General features: G+C 70.8%; 16 protein-coding genes. 10 read left to right on the top strand and 6 right to left on the bottom strand.

All coding sequences use genetic code 11. The features are described 5' to 3' along the window. Positions 1-114: 114 nt before the first annotated feature. Both MKL20_RS14400 and MKL20_RS14395 read right to left on the bottom strand, forming a co-directional pair. Positions 115-1,365, bottom strand: coding sequence for a thermonuclease family protein (locus MKL20_RS14400; protein WP_244037270.1), 1,251 nt, complete (start codon positions 1,363-1,365; stop codon positions 115-117). 42 nt (positions 1,366-1,407) lie between these two features. Next, complete coding sequence (locus MKL20_RS14395) at positions 1,408-2,259, bottom strand: hypothetical protein (RefSeq protein WP_244037244.1); 852 nt, start codon at positions 2,257-2,259, stop codon at positions 1,408-1,410. Between the two features lie 278 nt (positions 2,260-2,537). Between MKL20_RS14395 and MKL20_RS14390 the strand changes: the two genes are divergently transcribed. The 3 genes from MKL20_RS14390 to MKL20_RS14380 are packed head-to-tail and all read left to right on the top strand — an operon-like array spanning position 2,538 to position 5,085. Beyond that, positions 2,538-3,491 (top strand): lipid kinase, encoded by a 954-nt coding sequence (locus MKL20_RS14390; RefSeq protein ID WP_244037243.1) that lies wholly within the window; start codon positions 2,538-2,540, stop codon positions 3,489-3,491. Further along, on the top strand, positions 3,488-4,243 hold the full coding sequence (locus MKL20_RS14385) for a TerC family protein (protein ID WP_244037242.1): 756 nt from the start codon (positions 3,488-3,490) through the stop codon (positions 4,241-4,243). Before MKL20_RS14390 ends, MKL20_RS14385 begins: the two co-directional genes overlap by 4 nt. A 56-nt stretch (positions 4,244-4,299) precedes the next feature. Next, positions 4,300-5,085, top strand: coding sequence for an ABC transporter substrate-binding protein (locus MKL20_RS14380; protein ID WP_244037241.1), 786 nt, complete (start codon positions 4,300-4,302; stop codon positions 5,083-5,085). A gap of 192 nt (positions 5,086-5,277) precedes the next feature. On the opposite strand, the gene leuS is transcribed toward MKL20_RS14380, so the two are convergent. Continuing rightward, positions 5,278-7,860 carry a leucine--tRNA ligase gene (leuS, locus tag MKL20_RS14375; protein WP_244037240.1) on the bottom strand — a complete coding sequence of 861 codons (2,583 nt, stop codon included), beginning with the start codon at positions 7,858-7,860 and terminating at the stop codon, positions 5,278-5,280. A 408-nt stretch (positions 7,861-8,268) separates the two neighbouring features. On the opposite strand from leuS, the gene MKL20_RS14370 reads away from it, so the two are divergent. From MKL20_RS14370 to MKL20_RS33155, 3 genes are all read left to right on the top strand, one after another. After that, positions 8,269-9,021, top strand: a complete 753-nt coding sequence (locus MKL20_RS14370; RefSeq protein ID WP_244037239.1) for a YggS family pyridoxal phosphate-dependent enzyme — start codon at positions 8,269-8,271, stop codon at positions 9,019-9,021. Between the two features lie 108 nt (positions 9,022-9,129). Next, positions 9,130-9,528 carry a type II toxin-antitoxin system RelE/ParE family toxin gene (locus MKL20_RS14365; protein ID WP_244037238.1) on the top strand — a complete coding sequence of 133 codons (399 nt, stop codon included), beginning with the start codon at positions 9,130-9,132 and terminating at the stop codon, positions 9,526-9,528. After that, on the top strand, positions 9,525-9,812 hold the full coding sequence (locus tag MKL20_RS33155; protein ID WP_244037237.1) for a helix-turn-helix domain-containing protein: 288 nt from the start codon (positions 9,525-9,527) through the stop codon (positions 9,810-9,812). The genes MKL20_RS14365 and MKL20_RS33155 overlap by 4 nt, the downstream gene beginning before the upstream one ends. Positions 9,813-9,821: 9 nt before the next feature. On the opposite strand, the gene MKL20_RS14355 is transcribed toward MKL20_RS33155, so the two are convergent. Next, on the bottom strand, positions 9,822-10,349 hold the full coding sequence (locus MKL20_RS14355) for a L,D-transpeptidase (protein ID WP_244037236.1): 528 nt from the start codon (positions 10,347-10,349) through the stop codon (positions 9,822-9,824). A 411-nt stretch (positions 10,350-10,760) separates the two neighbouring features. Here MKL20_RS14355 and MKL20_RS14350 point away from each other — a divergent pair, with 411 nt between their 5' ends. From MKL20_RS14350 to MKL20_RS14335, 4 genes are all read left to right on the top strand, one after another. Next, positions 10,761-11,447 carry a response regulator transcription factor gene (locus MKL20_RS14350; protein WP_244037235.1) on the top strand — a complete coding sequence of 229 codons (687 nt, stop codon included), beginning with the start codon at positions 10,761-10,763 and terminating at the stop codon, positions 11,445-11,447. Between the two features lie 113 nt (positions 11,448-11,560). Beyond that, positions 11,561-12,010, top strand: a complete 450-nt coding sequence (locus tag MKL20_RS14345) for a cyclic nucleotide-binding domain-containing protein (protein ID WP_244037234.1) — start codon at positions 11,561-11,563, stop codon at positions 12,008-12,010. Positions 12,011-12,094: 84 nt separating this feature from the next. Beyond that, positions 12,095-12,940 carry a 2,3,4,5-tetrahydropyridine-2,6-dicarboxylate N-succinyltransferase gene (gene dapD, locus MKL20_RS14340; protein WP_244037233.1) on the top strand — a complete coding sequence of 282 codons (846 nt, stop codon included), beginning with the start codon at positions 12,095-12,097 and terminating at the stop codon, positions 12,938-12,940. Between the two features lie 26 nt (positions 12,941-12,966). Further along, a complete protein-coding gene (locus MKL20_RS14335) occupies positions 12,967-13,824 on the top strand; it encodes an alpha/beta fold hydrolase (protein ID WP_244037268.1) in 858 nt (285 codons plus the stop codon). A 66-nt stretch (positions 13,825-13,890) separates the two neighbouring features. Here MKL20_RS14335 and MKL20_RS14330 read toward each other — a convergent pair whose 3' ends face one another. Together MKL20_RS14330 and MKL20_RS14325 are read right to left on the bottom strand one after the other, a co-directional pair. Continuing rightward, entirely contained in the window at positions 13,891-14,334 is a 444-nt protein-coding gene (locus MKL20_RS14330) for a hypothetical protein (RefSeq protein WP_244037232.1), read from the bottom strand. Continuing rightward, positions 14,331-14,894, bottom strand: a complete 564-nt coding sequence (locus MKL20_RS14325; RefSeq protein ID WP_244037231.1) for a hypothetical protein — start codon at positions 14,892-14,894, stop codon at positions 14,331-14,333. The genes MKL20_RS14330 and MKL20_RS14325 overlap by 4 nt, the downstream gene beginning before the upstream one ends. Positions 14,895-14,950: the final 56 nt, after the last annotated feature.

The raw sequence follows: 14,950 nt of genomic DNA, 5'->3' as shown, positions 1-14,950 counted from the left end.
TCCCCGCTCTCGGCAACGTCCCGGTTTTAAAAGGTCGTCGACCTTTTGCGGGTGCAGGGCAGAGCCCTGCGAAAGCGCGTCGCCAAACCGGCATCCCCTTCGGCGGCAAGCGCCCTAGCGCTTCCAGACGCCGAGCCGCTCGCTGCGGGCGTGATCCTCGGCGGCCACGAGTTCGGGGCTCGCCTCGGGGGAGGCCCGGCCGCCGCCGTTGAACAGCACGACCTCGGAGAGGTCGCGCCCGTTCACCAAGCAGTTCATGGTCTCGCTGCCCGGCGCCGGCTGGCAGGTCACCGAGCGACCGCCGATATAGCGGGTCAGCTCCTCGGCCTGGCCGCCGCGCACCCACTCGACGCCGAACAGGCGCACGACCTTGCCGGCGACCTTCAGGGTCGCGGTGTCGATCACCTGGGCCTGCCCGGTGATGGCATTGGCCGCGGGCGGCGGCGTGTCGGGCTCCGGATCGCCGCCGGTCTCGGGCGGGGGCGTCACCGTGTCGGGGGCTGTGGCCTGAGTCGCCGCGGATGGGGCCGCCGGAGGGTTCGCCGGAGCCGTGGTCGGTGCGTTGGCGACCTGGGGCGGCGCCGGCTGGGTGGTTGCAGGACGCGTGGATTCGGGCTCGCGGCCGGCCAGGACCAGCCCGGCCGCGACCACAGCCACCAGGGCGGCCGCGCTCGCACCCATGAGCCAGCGCCGATGCCGGCGGCCGCCCTCGTCGCCGCCGCCGAGGCCGAGCCGGTCGCGCAGATGGGGCAGGCTGTCGCGCACCGCCTCGCCGAGCCGCCCCGGACCGTCGTTCCACGCCGAGACCGGATCCGGGCCGGGCGCAGCGGCGTCGGGCCGGCGACCGAACCGGCTCCGCAAGCCGGTCCGCAGGGTGGCGAACCGGCCGGCCGCGTTCTGGGCCAGCGCCCGCCCCTGCACGGAGGAGCGCTCGGCGAGCGACCGGGCCCGCTCGGACTGGGTCTCGACGAAGCGGGCGGTGGCGGCCTTCATCTCGTAGGCGCCGGTCAGGATCGGGGAATCTTTGGGCTCCTCGGGGGCGGCGGCAGGCTGGGGCTCCGGCGGCAGGAACAGGGCCGGATGCCGCGCCTGCAGCTCCGCCACGAAGTCGGCGAGCGTCATCGGCTCGGAGGTCCCCGGGCGCAGGCGCGGGACGCCGTGGCGATCGAGCACCCGGTAGCCGTACGCCCCGGGCACGATCGCGGCCTCGGCCATCAGTTCGAGGGTCCGCACAGCCACCGGGCGCGGCCGCGCCCGAGCGACCGCCGCCCGGATCGCCTCGCGGAGGGCGGCGCGCTCCGGATCGTCGAGCGCCGGACGCGCCGGCGCCGCTTCCTGTTCCGCCGCCACCGTTGAAGACGTCATAAACCCGATCCCGGCCTCACCGTGCGCCGCACGGACGCCGCTTTACGCCTTGCCGGGCGAGGGGGCCAGGGTGCCGGCCTGGACGCTCCGGTGCAGGACCCGTCCGGTCTCGCCGACGATCACCGGGCGGTTGCCGGAGAAACTCACTTCCAGGATCAGCTCGGCCGCCCCGGTGGAGATGGCGCCGCGATCCGGGTTCGCGGTGCGGAAATCCACGATCGTGCGGATCGTGCAGGTCTCGGAATCGCAGGCGGTGCGGATCGTCCGCGGCTCGTAGCGGCGCTCGGGCCAGCGCTGCACGAAGCTGCGCTTCTCGGCCACCAGCCCCGCCAGGGTGATCGGGTGCCCGTAGAAGCGCACCCGCGTCCCGTAGAAATGCGGCGCGGTGCCGACCATCGTGTCGCCCGAGCTGGAGACGGTGGCGAGGTAGTTCGCCGCCAGCGCCCGGGCCACCGCAGCCCGCTCGCCGGAGGCGGCCGAGACCGGCGCCGGTGCGACGGCGGCCGGCGTGTCGGCGAGCCGGCGCGGATGCGGGGCCGGGCGCCGCAGGGCTTCGCGGGCCCGCGGACGCTCCAGGGCGGCCGCCCGCTTCGGACCGGCGGCCCGGGTCGTGGCGCCCTTGGGCAAGGCGTCGTTGGGCAAGGCATCGTCCGCGGGCTCGGGCTTGGCGGCCTGCCGGACCGGCTCCTTCTCCGGGACCGCCCGCTTCGCCTGATCGCCGGCCGGATCTTTCGGCTGCGCCTTGGCCGCGGCGGCCGGCGCGCTCCGGGCCGGCGGATCGACCCAGGAACTCTGGGACCCCGCCCCCTGCTGCTGGGCCGAGGCGGCGCCGACGAGGGCCAGCGGCAGGACCACGCCGAGGGCGAGGGCACGGGTGAGAGTGGTGGCGGGCATCGGTGCCTTCCTGGCGGCCGGGGCGGACGTGACGAGAACGCGCCCGCATGCCGAAGCGGTTCCACGGGTGTTCCGGGCGCACCCACGATTCTGCCGATCTGTGGGGTTCGCACCAGCCGGGGATTGCGTGGATGACGGGGTTGCGTTCGTCCGTTCTGCTACCAAGTGGGGACAATCTTGGCCGTCGGCCGTTTCAAGCGATCTTTCGCCCCGCGCATCGAGGTTCCCGTGCCCCGACCCGAGACCGAGGCGACCCCACAGCTGCATCGGAGCCCGCGATGAGCATTGCCCAGCGCCGGGCGCTGCTGATCTGCAACGCGAAGGCCCGCAACGGTGGCCTCGACCTCGACGAGGTGCGGGGGATCCTGCGGGCCGGCGGCATCGAGCCGGTGGAGCCGCCCCCGGACACCGATTGCCGCGAGGAAATCCGCGCACGCGCCAAGGATGTCGACCTGGTGATCCTCGGTGGCGGCGACGGCACCATGAACATGGCCGCGCCCGCCCTGGTGGAGAGCGGGCTTCCGCTGGCGATCCTGCCGCTGGGCACCGCCAACGACCTCGCCCGCTCGCTCGGCCTGCCGCTGGATCCCCTGGCCGCCGCCCGGTTCATCCCGGGGGCCGAGGCGCGGCCGGTCGATCTCGGCTGGGTCAACGGCCACTATTATTTCAACGTCGCCAGCATCGGCTTCTCGGCGGAACTGGCGGGCGAGCTCACGGCTGAATCCAAGAAGACCTGGGGGGTTCTGGGCTACGCGGTCGCTGCCATCCGGGTGCTGCGCCGGGTGCGGCCGTTCACCGTGACGATCGAGCATGACGGCACGGTCGAGAAGGTGACGACCATCCAGGTCTCGGTCGGCAACGGCCGGCACTACGGCGGCGGCATGACCGTGGAGGAGACCGCCACGGTCGATGACGGCAAGCTCGATTTCTACAGCCTGGAAGTCACCCATTGGTGGCGGCTGATCGCGCTCCTGCCGGCCCTGCGCCGGGGCACGCATGGCCGCGCCGCCGACGTGCGCGCCTTCCAGACCCAGGAGATCACAATCTCCACGCGCAAGCCCCGGCCGGTGAACACCGACGGCGAGCTGACCACGCATACCCCCGCGCATTTCAAGGTGTTCCCGAAGATCCTCCAGGTCTTCGCCCCCGACCCGGCGAGCCGCCCCGGCCCGTTCGACCTCACCGCCCTCGGCAGCCGCCTGTTCCCGACCAGCGAGACGCCCGACCCGTGACCGACCTGATCCAGCTTGCCAGCCAGCCGGCCGTCTGGGTCGCGCTCGCGACCCTCGTGGTGATGGAGGTCGTGCTCGGCGTCGACAACCTGATCTTCATCTCGATCCTGACCAACAAGCTGCCGGCCGACCAGCAGACCCGGGCGCGTCGCATCGGGATCGGGCTGGCCCTGGTCCTGCGGCTGGGGCTGCTCGGCACCGTCGCGTTCATCGTGCACCTGACCGAGCCGGTCTTCTCGGTGCTGGGCCAGGATTTCTCGTGGCGCGACCTGATCCTGATCGGCGGCGGCCTGTTCCTGCTGTGGAAGGCCACCAAGGAGATCCACCACAGCGTCGATCCCGACGAGACCGATGGGACGACGACCGGCGGCACGATCGGGTTCGGCGCGGCGATCGGCCAGATCCTGCTCCTCGACCTCGTGTTCTCGATCGACTCGATCATCACCGCGGTGGGCATGACCGAGCACGTGCCGGTGATGATGGTGGCCGTGGTGGTGGCGGTGATCGTCATGCTGGTCGCGGCCGAGCCACTCTCTGCCTTCATCGCCCGCAACCCGACCGTGGTGATGCTGGCGCTGGGCTTCCTGATCATGATCGGCATGACGCTGATCGCGGAAGGCTTTGGGGCGCACGTGCCGAAGGGCTACATCTACACCGCCATGGCGTTCTCGGCCGGCGTGGAGGGGCTCAACATGCTGGCCCGGGGGCGCCGACGCGCGGCGAGCGGAGGCCGGGAGCAGGGGCAGCGTTAATCGGCTCTGCTCCGCCGGCCTCCGGCGCGGGCACCCGCACCGTGTTGGAGACGCCCATGCGAATCGCGGCCATGCTGTGCGCCCTGCTGGTCTCGGCTCCCGCCGGCGCGGAGACGATCCCGATGACGCCCTCTCCCGCGATCCTGCACGACCTCGCCCCCACCGGAAGGCTGCGGGCTGCGATCAACCTCGGCAATCCGGTGCTGGCCCGGTCGGGGGCTGACGGCCCGGCGGGCGTGTCGGTCTATCTCGCCCGGGCGCTGGCGCAGAAACTCGGCGTGCCGGTGGCGTTCGTGACATTCCCCGGGGCGGGCGCCGTCTCGGGCTCGGCCGGGTCCGGGACCTGGGACATCTGCTTCCTGGCGATCGATCCGCAGCGCGCCGAGGGCATCGCCTTCACGGCGCCCTACGTGCTGATCGCCGGCAGCTACCTCGTCCCGGCCGCCTCGCCGATCCGGACCCCGGAGGCGGTGGACCGCGACGGGGTGCGCGTCTCGGTGGGACGCGGCAGCGCCTACGACCTGTTCCTGACCCGGGCGCTGCGCCACGCCACCCTGGTGCGGGCGCCGACTTCGGCGGAGGCGGTCACGGCCTTCGCCCGGGACGGGCTCGATGTCGCCGCCGGGGTCCACCAGCCGCTGTCCGCCTACGCGGCCGCCCACAAGGAGGTGCGGTTGCTGCCGGGACATTTCATGGACATCCCGCAGGCGATGGGCCTGCCGGTGGGGCGGGACGCGGGGGCGGCCTTTCTGGCCGAGTTCCTCGCGAGGGCGAAGGCGGATGGGCTCGTCGCGCGGAGCCTGGAAGGCAACGGGCAGGATCCGGGGCTGGCGGCGCCGTAGAGCTGGGTCTGCGGCAAGTCCAACCCGTCACCTCATCCTGAGGTGCCGAAGCGGAGCGAAGGCCTCGAAGGAGCCCTCCAGCCAGTCGCGCGATTCCCGGAGCCCTCCTTCGAGGCCCAGCGATCTTCGATCGCCGGGCACCTCAGGATGAGGGGGTGAGTGGGATAGACAGGCGCGCACCCGCGCGCAAACTCACACCACCAGGTTCACGATCCGCCCCGGCACGACGATCACCTTACGCGGCGGCTTGCCCTCCAGAATCTTCTGGACTGTCTCCAGGGCCAGGGTGGCGGCTTCCACCGCCTTGGGGTCGGCGTCGCGGGGCACCGTCACGTCCGCGCGCTTCTTGCCGTTGATCTGGACCGGCAGGGTGATCTCGTCCTCGACCAGGAGCCCGGCTTCCGCCTCCGGCCACGGCGCCTGGGCGGCGAGGCCGGGACGGCCCAGCGCCGTCCAGCATTCCTCGGCGAGGTGCGGCATCATCGGGGCGATGAGCTGCACCAGGATGCCGGCCGCTTCCGTCGCCGCGGCGCGCGAGACCGCCCCCCGGAGCCCGTCCTCGAGGGCATTGGCCAGGGTGTAGATATGGGCCACGCAGCGGTTGAAGCGCAGCCGCTCGATATCGTCCTGCACGGCGGCCAGAGCCCGGTGGGCGGCCTTGCGCAGCGCGAGGTCGGCAGCACCATCGCCGGTGGCCACCTGAGCGGCGTTGACCAGGCGCCAGACCTTCTGGACGAACCGGGCCGCGCCCTGCACGCCCTCCTCGCTCCAGATCACGTCGCGCTCGGGCGGTGAATCGGACAGCACGAACCAGCGCGCCGTGTCGGCTCCGTAGCTCGCGATGATGTCGTCCGGATCGACCACGTTCTTCTTGGACTTCGACATCTTCTCGATGGAACCGATCGCGATCGGCGCCTGAGTTTTCACGTGAAACGCGCGGCGCTCGCCCTCCTCGGTGGAGAAGCGGATCTCGGCCGGCGGCACCCAGGCGCCGACCGCGTCCTTGTAGGTCTCGTGGACGACCATGCCCTGCGTGAACAGGCCCGCGAAGGGCTCGGAGACGCCGGCCCAGCCGGTCTCGCGCATCGCCCGCATGAAGAACCGGGCGTAGAGCAGGTGCAGGATCGCGTGCTCGATGCCGCCGATATACTGATCCACCGCCAGCCAATGGTCGACCGTAGCCCGGTCGGTGGGGGCGTCGGTGAGCCAGGGCGCCGTGAAGCGGGCGTAGTACCAGGACGAGTCGACGAACGTATCCATCGTGTCGGTCTCGCGCCGAGCCGGCGCGCCGCATTGCGGGCACGGGACGTTGCGCCAAGCTTGGTCCCGCTCCAGCGGGTTGCCGGGCTGGTCGAAGGATACCTCCTCCGGCAGTTTCACCGGCAGGTCCGCGACCGGCACCGGCTGCGGGCCGCAGGTCTCGCAATGGATGATCGGGATCGGGCAGCCCCAGTAACGCTGGCGTGAGACGCCCCAGTCGCGCAGGCGGAACTGGACCTTGCGCTTGGCAACCCCCTCCGCCTCCAGCCGGCGCGCCACGGCCTCGAAGGCCTCATCGGTAGTCATGCCGTCGAGGAAGCGCGAATTGATCATCCGCCCGTCCTCGACATAGGCGGTGGTGGTGATCAGGAAGGCCTCCGGGTCCTGGCCCTCGGGGCAGACCACCGGGACGTTGCCGAGCCCATATTTGTTGGAAAAATCGAGGTCGCGCTGGTCATGCGCCGGGCAGCCGAACACCGCACCGGTGCCGTAGTCCATCAGCACGAAATTCGCGACGTAGACCGGCAGCTCCCAGGCCGAGTCGAGCGGGTGGCGCACGGTGAGGCCGGTGTCGAAACCGAGTTTTTCCGCGGTGTCGATCGCCGCCTGGGCGGTGCCGGTGCGCCGGCATTCCTCGATGAAGGCCTGGAGGTCGGGGTTATTGGCCGCCAAGGTCGCCGCAAGGGGATGGTCCGCGGCGATCGCCAGGAACCGGGCGCCGAACAGGGTGTCGGGCCTTGTGGTGTAGACCGTCACGGACTCGGCTGCACCGGCCGGCGGCCGGGCCAGGGCGAACCGGACTTCCAGCCCCTCGGAGCGGCCGATCCAGTTCTTCTGCATCAGCCGGACTTTTTCCGGCCAGCGGTCCAGCCCGTCCAGCGCGGTGAGCAGATCCTCGGCGAAATCGGTGATCTTGAAGAACCACTGGGTCAGCTCGCGCTGCTCGACCAGGGCGCCGGAGCGCCAGCCGCGCCCGTCGATCACCTGCTCGTTGGCCAGCACGGTGTGATCGACCGGGTCCCAGTTCACCTTGGCGGTGCGCCGGGTCACCAGACCCTTGTCCAAGAAGTCCAGGAACATGCGCTGCTGGTGCTTGTAGTAGTCGGGGTCGCAGGTCGCGATCTCCCGGCTCCAGTCGAGCGACAGGCCCATGGCCTTCAGCTGGTCGCGCATCGAGGCGATGTTGGCGTAGGTCCAGTCCCGCGGGTTGACCTTGCGCTCCATGGCGGCGTTCTCGGCCGGCAGCCCGAACGCGTCCCAGCCCATCGGGTGGAGCACGTTGAAACCCCGGGCGCGCTTGTAGCGGGCGACCACGTCGCCCATCGCGTAGTTGCGCACGTGGCCCATATGGATCCGCCCCGACGGGTACGGGAACATCTCCAGCACGTAGTATTTCGGGCGCCCGTCGGCGTTGTCGGTCTCGAACAGGCGCTGCTCCGCCCAGGCGGCCTGCCAGCGGGGCTCGGCATCCTTGGCGTTGTAGCGCTCGACGGCGGAGGGGGCGGTGCTGGTCATGGGTCCGGCTGGGTCAGAGGCTCGGCGGCTGATCGGGGATGGCCGCGGCACGTTGCGGCCCAGTAGCATATCTGCGCCGGAGCCGGTCAACGGATGCATGGCTTCGGGCTTGCGCCCGCCACGCAACGGCTTAGGTCGGCGGGCAGCACACGGTTCATGAGAGGGGCCCGCACCAGGGCGGTCCCACCCACCCCCTCATCCTGAGGTGCGGCGCAGCCGCCTCGAAGGAGGCTTCCAGCCAGCCACGCGATCCCTGGAGGCTCCTTCGAGGCCTCCGCTTCGCTTCGGCACCTCAGGATGAGGGGGTGGGTTGGATCGCCCTCCTCCCGGGACGATTAAGCATCGTCATCGGGACGTGTACCGCGGACAGCATAGACCGGCACCCGGCAGCGACAGGACAGGCACGCGATGGACGACGCGATCACCGACTCGAACGCTCCCCCGACGGACGGGATGGGGCAGCCAACCGCCAAGCCGCCGGTCGGCGAGGCCGATGTCGCCGCCGGGCTCGCCGAGGTCCGGGCCGCCATCGCCCAGGCGGCAGAGGATTCGGAGCGCGATCCCGCGGAGGTCCAGCTCGTGGCGGTCTCCAAGACCGTGCCGGCGGAGGGCATCGTCCCGGCCCTGGAGGCGGGGCAGCGGGTGTTCGGCGAGAACTACGTCCAGGAATCGGCCGCGAAATGGCCGGACCTGCGCGCCCGCTACCCGGATGTCGAGCTGCACCTGGTCGGGCCGCTGCAATCCAACAAGGCCCGCGAGGCGGTGGCCCTGTTCGACGTGATCCATTCCCTCGACCGGCTGTCGCTCGCGGCGGCGCTCGCCAAGGAGATCAATCGGTCCGGACGAGCCCCGAAGCTGCTGATCCAGGTCAATACCGGTGCGGAGCCGCAGAAGGGCGGCGTCCTGCCGGACCAGCTCGCCACCCTGCTGGCCGAGTGCCGCGACACCCACGGCCTCGCGATCCAGGGCCTGATGTGCATCCCGCCGGCGGACGATCCGCCGTCCGCCCATTTCGCCCTGCTCGCCCAACTGGCGCAGGCGCACAACCTGCCGATCCTCTCGATGGGCATGAGCGCGGATTTTCCCGCTGCGATCCAGCAGGGCGCCACCCATGTCCGGGTCGGGACGGCGATTTTTGGGGCTCGAACTCGGAAGGTGTGAGGGTCACCCCATCTGAACGATAGGCGGCCCTGGTGCTGAAAGGGCTATCAAACACCGCGATCCGTGATATGCTTTTTCACGCATATTTCGAGTCTCGGTTGCGGACTGATGGGCTCAAGCACGAAGCCGCCCCGGGGCACGGCATCTGGTATTGCGGATGCTCCGCCAGAAGCTTGGTCGGTTTCGTTTCTCGACGAGACCGTCGTTGCTGAAGTCGATGTATGGCCTGTCAAGCTTCGCGCCGCCCTGGACCGCATCGTCGCCCGGATCGAAACTCGGGGCCTGCTAAGCCTTACCGAGGAGCACGCCAAACACATCCGCGGTCGGATCTGGGAGCTGAGACCCCGGACCGACGGCATGACGGGCCGAGCCCTCTACGTCACCGTGACCGGCAAGCGGGTGATCATTGTCCTCTGCGCGATCAAGAAGACGCAGACTACGCCGAAGCGATGGATCGATTTGGCTGAGACGCGAGCGCGGACCATCGACACAGGAGAAACGACGTGACGATCCCCTTCAAGACCGTCCGGGAACGGTGGAACGCGGATCCCGCCTATCGCGAGGCGCATGCGGCCATCGGGCCGGAGATGGACCTCGGCCTCTCCATGGCCGAGGCCCGGGCGCGGGCCAAGCTGACCCAGGAAGAGGTCGCCCAGCGGATGCAGACGTCCCAGGGGCAGATCGCCCGTTGGGAACGCGGGCAGGTCATGCCGTCGACGGCCTCGCTGCGCCGCTACGCCGAGGCTGTCGGGGCGCGCCTCCGGATCCAACTCGAGGCGAAGGAGGCCTGACGGCCGCCCTCACCCGATCCGCAGATGCGTGCGCGGGCCGAGGCGCTTGAGGAGCCGCAGCAGATCCGCACGGGCCAGCGCCACGCAGCCCTCGGTGGGCCGGTAGCCGTCCCGGGCGATGTGCAGGAAGATCGCCGAGCCGCGCCCCTTCCGGATCGGCGTGCGGTTGTAATCGAGGTCGATCACCACGTCGTAGAGCCCGTCGTCGCGCCACAGCGATTCCGCGCTGATGCCGGGGGCCGGCAGGCGGATCGGCCGGTTGTAGCGGCGGTCCCGGCGATCGTCGCACCAGCCGTCGCCGGGCCGGGTCGCCCGGAGCGGCAAGGCCGTGCGTGGGCGCAGGCCGAGATGGTCGGGCCGGTAGGCGCCCCCCCGCAGGCGGAAGCGTCCGCGCGGCGAGCCGCCGTCGCCCTCGCGCTTGTCGCAGACGATGCCGCCCACCCCGAGGGCGCAGGGGATCACGGCCGGACCCACCAGGAGCTGGCCCCGGCGGCGGTCGCCGACCGTCGCGCGGACCCGGATCTCGTCCAGAGTCACGCGGACAGGTCCGAGCCGCGCATGCCGATATCCCCGCACCAAAGCCCCTCCCCTGCCTGCCGCACGCGCCCCACCCGGCCGCGGGTCCCGGGGCGGATCGGAGGGCGTTATGCCCGGTATCCAATACCGAAACCGTGAAAAATTGCGCACAAGGCAATTTCCGGCCACAAACGCAGCCCTATTCTTGCCGCGGAACCCAGGCCGCCGAAGCCGGGATTCGGGAGCGAACCAGCCCACCCCAGCGCCGGGGGGACCGAACGCCCTTGGATTCCGGTGCGGCGCGCCCTGCGCTTCCCTGGAGCCGGCCGTGTTGTCTCACGATGGACGGCGTGCTCCAGATCCTTGCCATCGCACGCTGCTCCCGGAGGCCGGGTTTCCCCGGTCCCGCAGCCTGCTCCAGGGCCCCGGACGATGTCGAATGCCTATCGCCTGCTGATCTGTGACGACGACGCGATCCTGCGCGACACGCTCACCGAGCAGCTCGACCTCTGCGAGGACTTCACCGTGGTCACCGAGGCCAATGCCGCGGACGCGGTCCGGCGGGTCGGGGCCGAGCGCATCGACCTGGCGGTGATGGATGTCGGCCTGCCCGACCTCGACGGGCGCGAAGCCGTGCGCCGGATGCGGGCGGGGGGGTTTCGCGGCCCGGTGATCATGCTCACCGCGCAGGACTCGGAAGCGGACCACGTCGAGGGGCTGGAGGCCGGCGCCAACGACTACGTCACCAAGCCGTTCAAGTTCGGCATCCTGCTCGCCCGGATCCGCGCGCATCTGCGCAGCCACGAGGCATCCGAGGACGCGGTGTTCCAGATCGGCCCGTACACGTTCCGGCCCGGCGCCAAGCTGCTGGTCGGCGAGCGCGGCTCGAAGCTCAAGCTCACCGAGAAGGAGACCGCGATCCTGCGCTTCCTGTACCGGGCGGGCCGGGCCGTGGTGAACCGCGACACGCTGCTCGCCGAGGTCTGGGGCTACAACGCCCACGTCACCACGCACACGCTGGAGACGCATATCTACCGGCTACGCCAGAAGATCGAGCCGAACCCCGCCACCGCGGCGATCCTCGTCACCGAAGGCGGCGGCTACAAGCTGCTGCCCTGATCGGATCGCGCTCCCGGAGCCGGCTGCGATTGCAACGCGATCGGGAACGGCTTTAGGGATTTGCGTGTACGCGAGGCGCAGGCTCGTTTGCACGCAGGCGGTGAGGCGGTTCCTTGGGGCTCGACGACGACATCGCGATCCTCGCAGACGCGCCGCTGTTCGGCTTCCTCGACCGGGACGCCCTGCGCCTGCTGACCTTCGCGGCCGAGCGGCGCGAGCTGGCCGATGGCGACCTGCTGTTCGCCCGGGGCGATCCGGCCGATGGCGGCTTCGTGGTGATGTCCGGTACGATCCGGCTCGCCCCCCGGGTGGCGGATGCCGAGCCGGTGCGCGCCGGGCGCTCAGCCCTGATCGGACAGCTCGCCCTGTTCGTGCGCGGCACCCGGCCGACCGAGGCCCGGGCCGAGGGCGCTACTGAGGTCATGCGGATCACCCCGACGCTGATGCGGCGGGTGCTGGAAGAATTCCCCGCGGCCGCGCAATCCGTCTACGACACCCTGGCGATCGACCTCGTCGACCTCGTGACCGATCTCGACCGGGTGCGGATTCTGCTGGAGGATTGAGCGGGGTGGATTGAGGCTGCCTGGGTGACAGCTCCGGTGCCCGCGAGTAAGCACGGGCTCCCGTCACAAGAGCATCGAGCGCCCATGCCCACCTCCGACCTCGCCAAGACCATCGAGACGGCCTGGGAGGAGCGCGCCGGCATCTCGACCACGACCCAGGGCGCCGTGCGCGAGGCGGTCGAGGAGGCGCTGAACCTGCTCGATTCCGGCAAGGCCCGGGTCGCCGAGAAGAGCGGCAACCACGATTGGGTCGTCAATCAGTGGCTGAAGAAGGCGGTGCTGCTGTCCTTCCGCCTCAACGACATGGCCGTGATCGACGGCGGCCCCGGCGGCGCGCCCTGGTGGGACAAGGTCGCCTCCAAGTTCGCCGGCTGGGGCGAGGCCGAGTTCCGCGCCGCGGGCCTGCGCGCCGTGCCGGGCTGCTTCGTCCGCCGCGGCTCCTACATCGCCCCGGGCGCGGTGCTGATGCCGAGCTTCGTCAACCTCGGCGCCTATGTCGGCGAGGGCACGATGGTCGACACCTGGGTGACGATCGGCTCCTGCGCGCAGGTGGGCAAGAACTGCCACATCTCCGGGGGCGCCGGCATCGCGGGCGTGCTCGAGCCGCTCCAGGCCAACCCGGTGATCATCGAGGACGATTGCTTCATCGGCGCCCGCGCCGAGGTGGCCGAGGGCGTGATCGTCGGCCAGGGCAGCGTGCTGTCCATGGGCGTCTATATCGGCGCCTCGACCAAGATCGTCGACCGCACCACCGGCGAGGTGATGTACGGCCGCGTGCCGCCCTACTCCGTGGTGGTCTCGGGCACGATGCCGGGCAAGGCGCTGCCGGACGGCACCCCCGGCCCCGGCCTGTACTGCGCCGTGATCGTCAAGCGCGTCGATGCCGGCACCCGCTCCAAGACCGCCATCAACGAGCTGCTGCGCACCTGATTCTTTTGGGACTTGGGGGCGGCTTGGTGGAGACGACGCGGAACCTGGACCTGACCGTGGCGGGCCGTCCGGTGCCGACCCCGTGCGACGTGATCGGCACGGGGCGCGACGCGCTGCTGCTGCCAGCCCTGTCGACGATCTCGGACCGGGCCGAAATGCGCGACCTCGCCCGCGCCCTCGGCTCGGAATACCGCTGCCTGATCCCCGACTGGCCGGGCTTCGGCGCCCGGCCGCGGACTCGCCTGCCCCTCGGTCCGGACACCCTGCACGCGTTCCTGGACGCGTTGCTCGCCGCCGCTCCCGGCCCCTACGCGATCGGGATCGCCGCTGGACACGCCGCCGGCTATCTGGTCGCGGCGGCGCGCAGGCACCCCCAGGCCTTCGAGCGTCTGGTGCTGGTGGCGCCGACCTGGCGCGGGCCGCTGCCCACCGCGATGCCGAGCCGCGCGCACTGGTTTCCCCGGATCCGCCGGGCCGTGGAGGCGCCGGTCTTCGGCGATGCGCTCTACCGACTCAACATCAGCCCGCCGATCATCGGCCGGATGATGCGCGCCCATGTCTACGCCGACCCGACCCACGTCACGCCGGCCCTGGTCCGGGCCAAGCACGCGGTCACCCGCCAGCGCAACGGCCGCTTCGGCACCGCCGCCTTCGTCACCGGCGGCCTCGACCCCGTGGCCGACCGCGGTGCCTTCCTGGACCTGTTCGGGGACGGCCTGCCGCCGACCCTGGTGCTGCGGCCGGAGAAAGCCCCCCGCCGCTCCGGCGCCGAGATGGACGCGCTGATCGCCCACGGTCGGGTTACGAGCGCGGCGATTCCCGGGGCACTGAGCCCGCACGAGGAGTTTCCGGCCGCGATCGCAGAGGCGATCCAGGCGCGTTAGCCAGCAAAGTAATGGTTTCAAAAGGTCCGCGACCTTTTGCGGATCCAGGGCAGAGCCCTGGCATCATCAGGGCTCGCCCTTTGGAAACCCATGTTCCGGCGGCATCGTGATCACGCCGCGATGGTAGGGGAAGCGGGCGCGCTGGAGCGGGTCCGGCCCAGTGAAGATCAGCCGCGTCCGAAACGAGACCGGGCTGACGCACATCAGATACCCCCGCAGGGGCTTCTCGTCGGGCACGAACAGGGCGGTCGCCAGATACCGGCTCTCGGCTCGGACCCAGCCCGGGATCGGCAGGCCCCAGCGCCGGGCCAGATGCTCCCCGGCCCCACCCAGGAACGCATCGGCCTCCGGCCGCCCGAGCAGGCCCGGCTCGTCGGCGATGAACGCCGCCTGCCGCGCGACGTCCCCGTCAGCCGCGTAGAAGGCGTCGAGGAAATCGCGCAGGTGGTGCTCCCAATCACCGTCCTCCCGCGCCCGCTCGACCACTTCCGACAGGGAATGCGGTCTCATGGCGCCACAGCGATCACAGCGGGAAACCGCGCCCGCACCTCCGGCGATGGGTCCTCTCCGTAGATCGAGCGATAGAGGCGTTCCAGCGCCTCCACATCCCCCAAGCCCAGGTGAGCCGAGAGGGCGCGCGCGTCGTTCAGATCCCGGTCGCCGCGGTCGAGGCTCTGCAAGGCGTGCAACTTCATCGCCAGGAGGTAGGCAGGGCTGGCCAGGACGGTCCGAAGTCCTGGTGTCCCACCGGTGGGATAAGTGCCGGACAGGGCGAACAGGGTCTCGTCCTCGTCGAGCGGGGTGAACATGCCGACGGCATCGTTGAGCCAGTCCGGCTCCAGTCCCAGCTGCTTAGCGACCCGGATCACCGAGGGCGCAAGAGCCGCCTCGTCGTAGCCGGCCCGCACGACGGCATCGACATCCTCGGTGGCGCGCCGCCACGCGAATTGTAGCATCAGCGCACCGCCGCCATAGACGGCGAGTTCGACGAACTGCCCGTGCTCGGCGAGGTCGGTGCCGAGCACCTCGAAGGCCTCCAGGAGGCGGGCGCGGTCGAGGGGCTGAGCCATGCGGTCGGAACTTCTGGAGGAGGACACGCAGGGTTTGCGCGGCCGGTGGCCCGGGT

The sequence above is a fragment of the Methylobacterium sp. E-066 genome, assembly GCF_022829635.1.
Taxonomy (GTDB): domain Bacteria; phylum Pseudomonadota; class Alphaproteobacteria; order Rhizobiales; family Beijerinckiaceae; genus Methylobacterium.
The sequence above is the reverse complement of the archived record's forward strand: the minus strand, read 5'-3'. Positions and strand labels throughout refer to the sequence as shown.

Bases quoted from the DNA above. Each gene is read 5' to 3' on its own strand.
- MKL20_RS14330 (WP_244037232.1), bottom strand. From the start codon at position 14,334: ATGAGACCGCATTCCCTGTCGGAAGTGGTCGAGCGGGCGCGGGAGGAC.
- dapD (WP_244037233.1), top strand. From the start codon at position 12,095: ATGCCCACCTCCGACCTCGCCAAGACCATCGAGACGGCCTGGGAGGAG.
- leuS (WP_244037240.1), bottom strand. From the start codon at position 7,860: ATGACCAGCACCGCCCCCTCCGCCGTCGAGCGCTACAACGCCAAGGAT.
- MKL20_RS14370 (WP_244037239.1), top strand. From the start codon at position 8,269: ATGGACGACGCGATCACCGACTCGAACGCTCCCCCGACGGACGGGATG.
- MKL20_RS14365 (WP_244037238.1), top strand. From the start codon at position 9,130: ATGGGCTCAAGCACGAAGCCGCCCCGGGGCACGGCATCTGGTATTGCG.
- MKL20_RS14350 (WP_244037235.1), top strand. From the start codon at position 10,761: ATGTCGAATGCCTATCGCCTGCTGATCTGTGACGACGACGCGATCCTG.
- MKL20_RS14390 (WP_244037243.1), top strand. From the start codon at position 2,538: ATGAGCATTGCCCAGCGCCGGGCGCTGCTGATCTGCAACGCGAAGGCC.
- MKL20_RS14325 (WP_244037231.1), bottom strand. From the start codon at position 14,894: ATGGCTCAGCCCCTCGACCGCGCCCGCCTCCTGGAGGCCTTCGAGGTG.
- MKL20_RS14400 (WP_244037270.1), bottom strand. From the start codon at position 1,365: ATGACGTCTTCAACGGTGGCGGCGGAACAGGAAGCGGCGCCGGCGCGT.
- MKL20_RS14395 (WP_244037244.1), bottom strand. From the start codon at position 2,259: ATGCCCGCCACCACTCTCACCCGTGCCCTCGCCCTCGGCGTGGTCCTG.
- MKL20_RS14380 (WP_244037241.1), top strand. From the start codon at position 4,300: ATGCGAATCGCGGCCATGCTGTGCGCCCTGCTGGTCTCGGCTCCCGCC.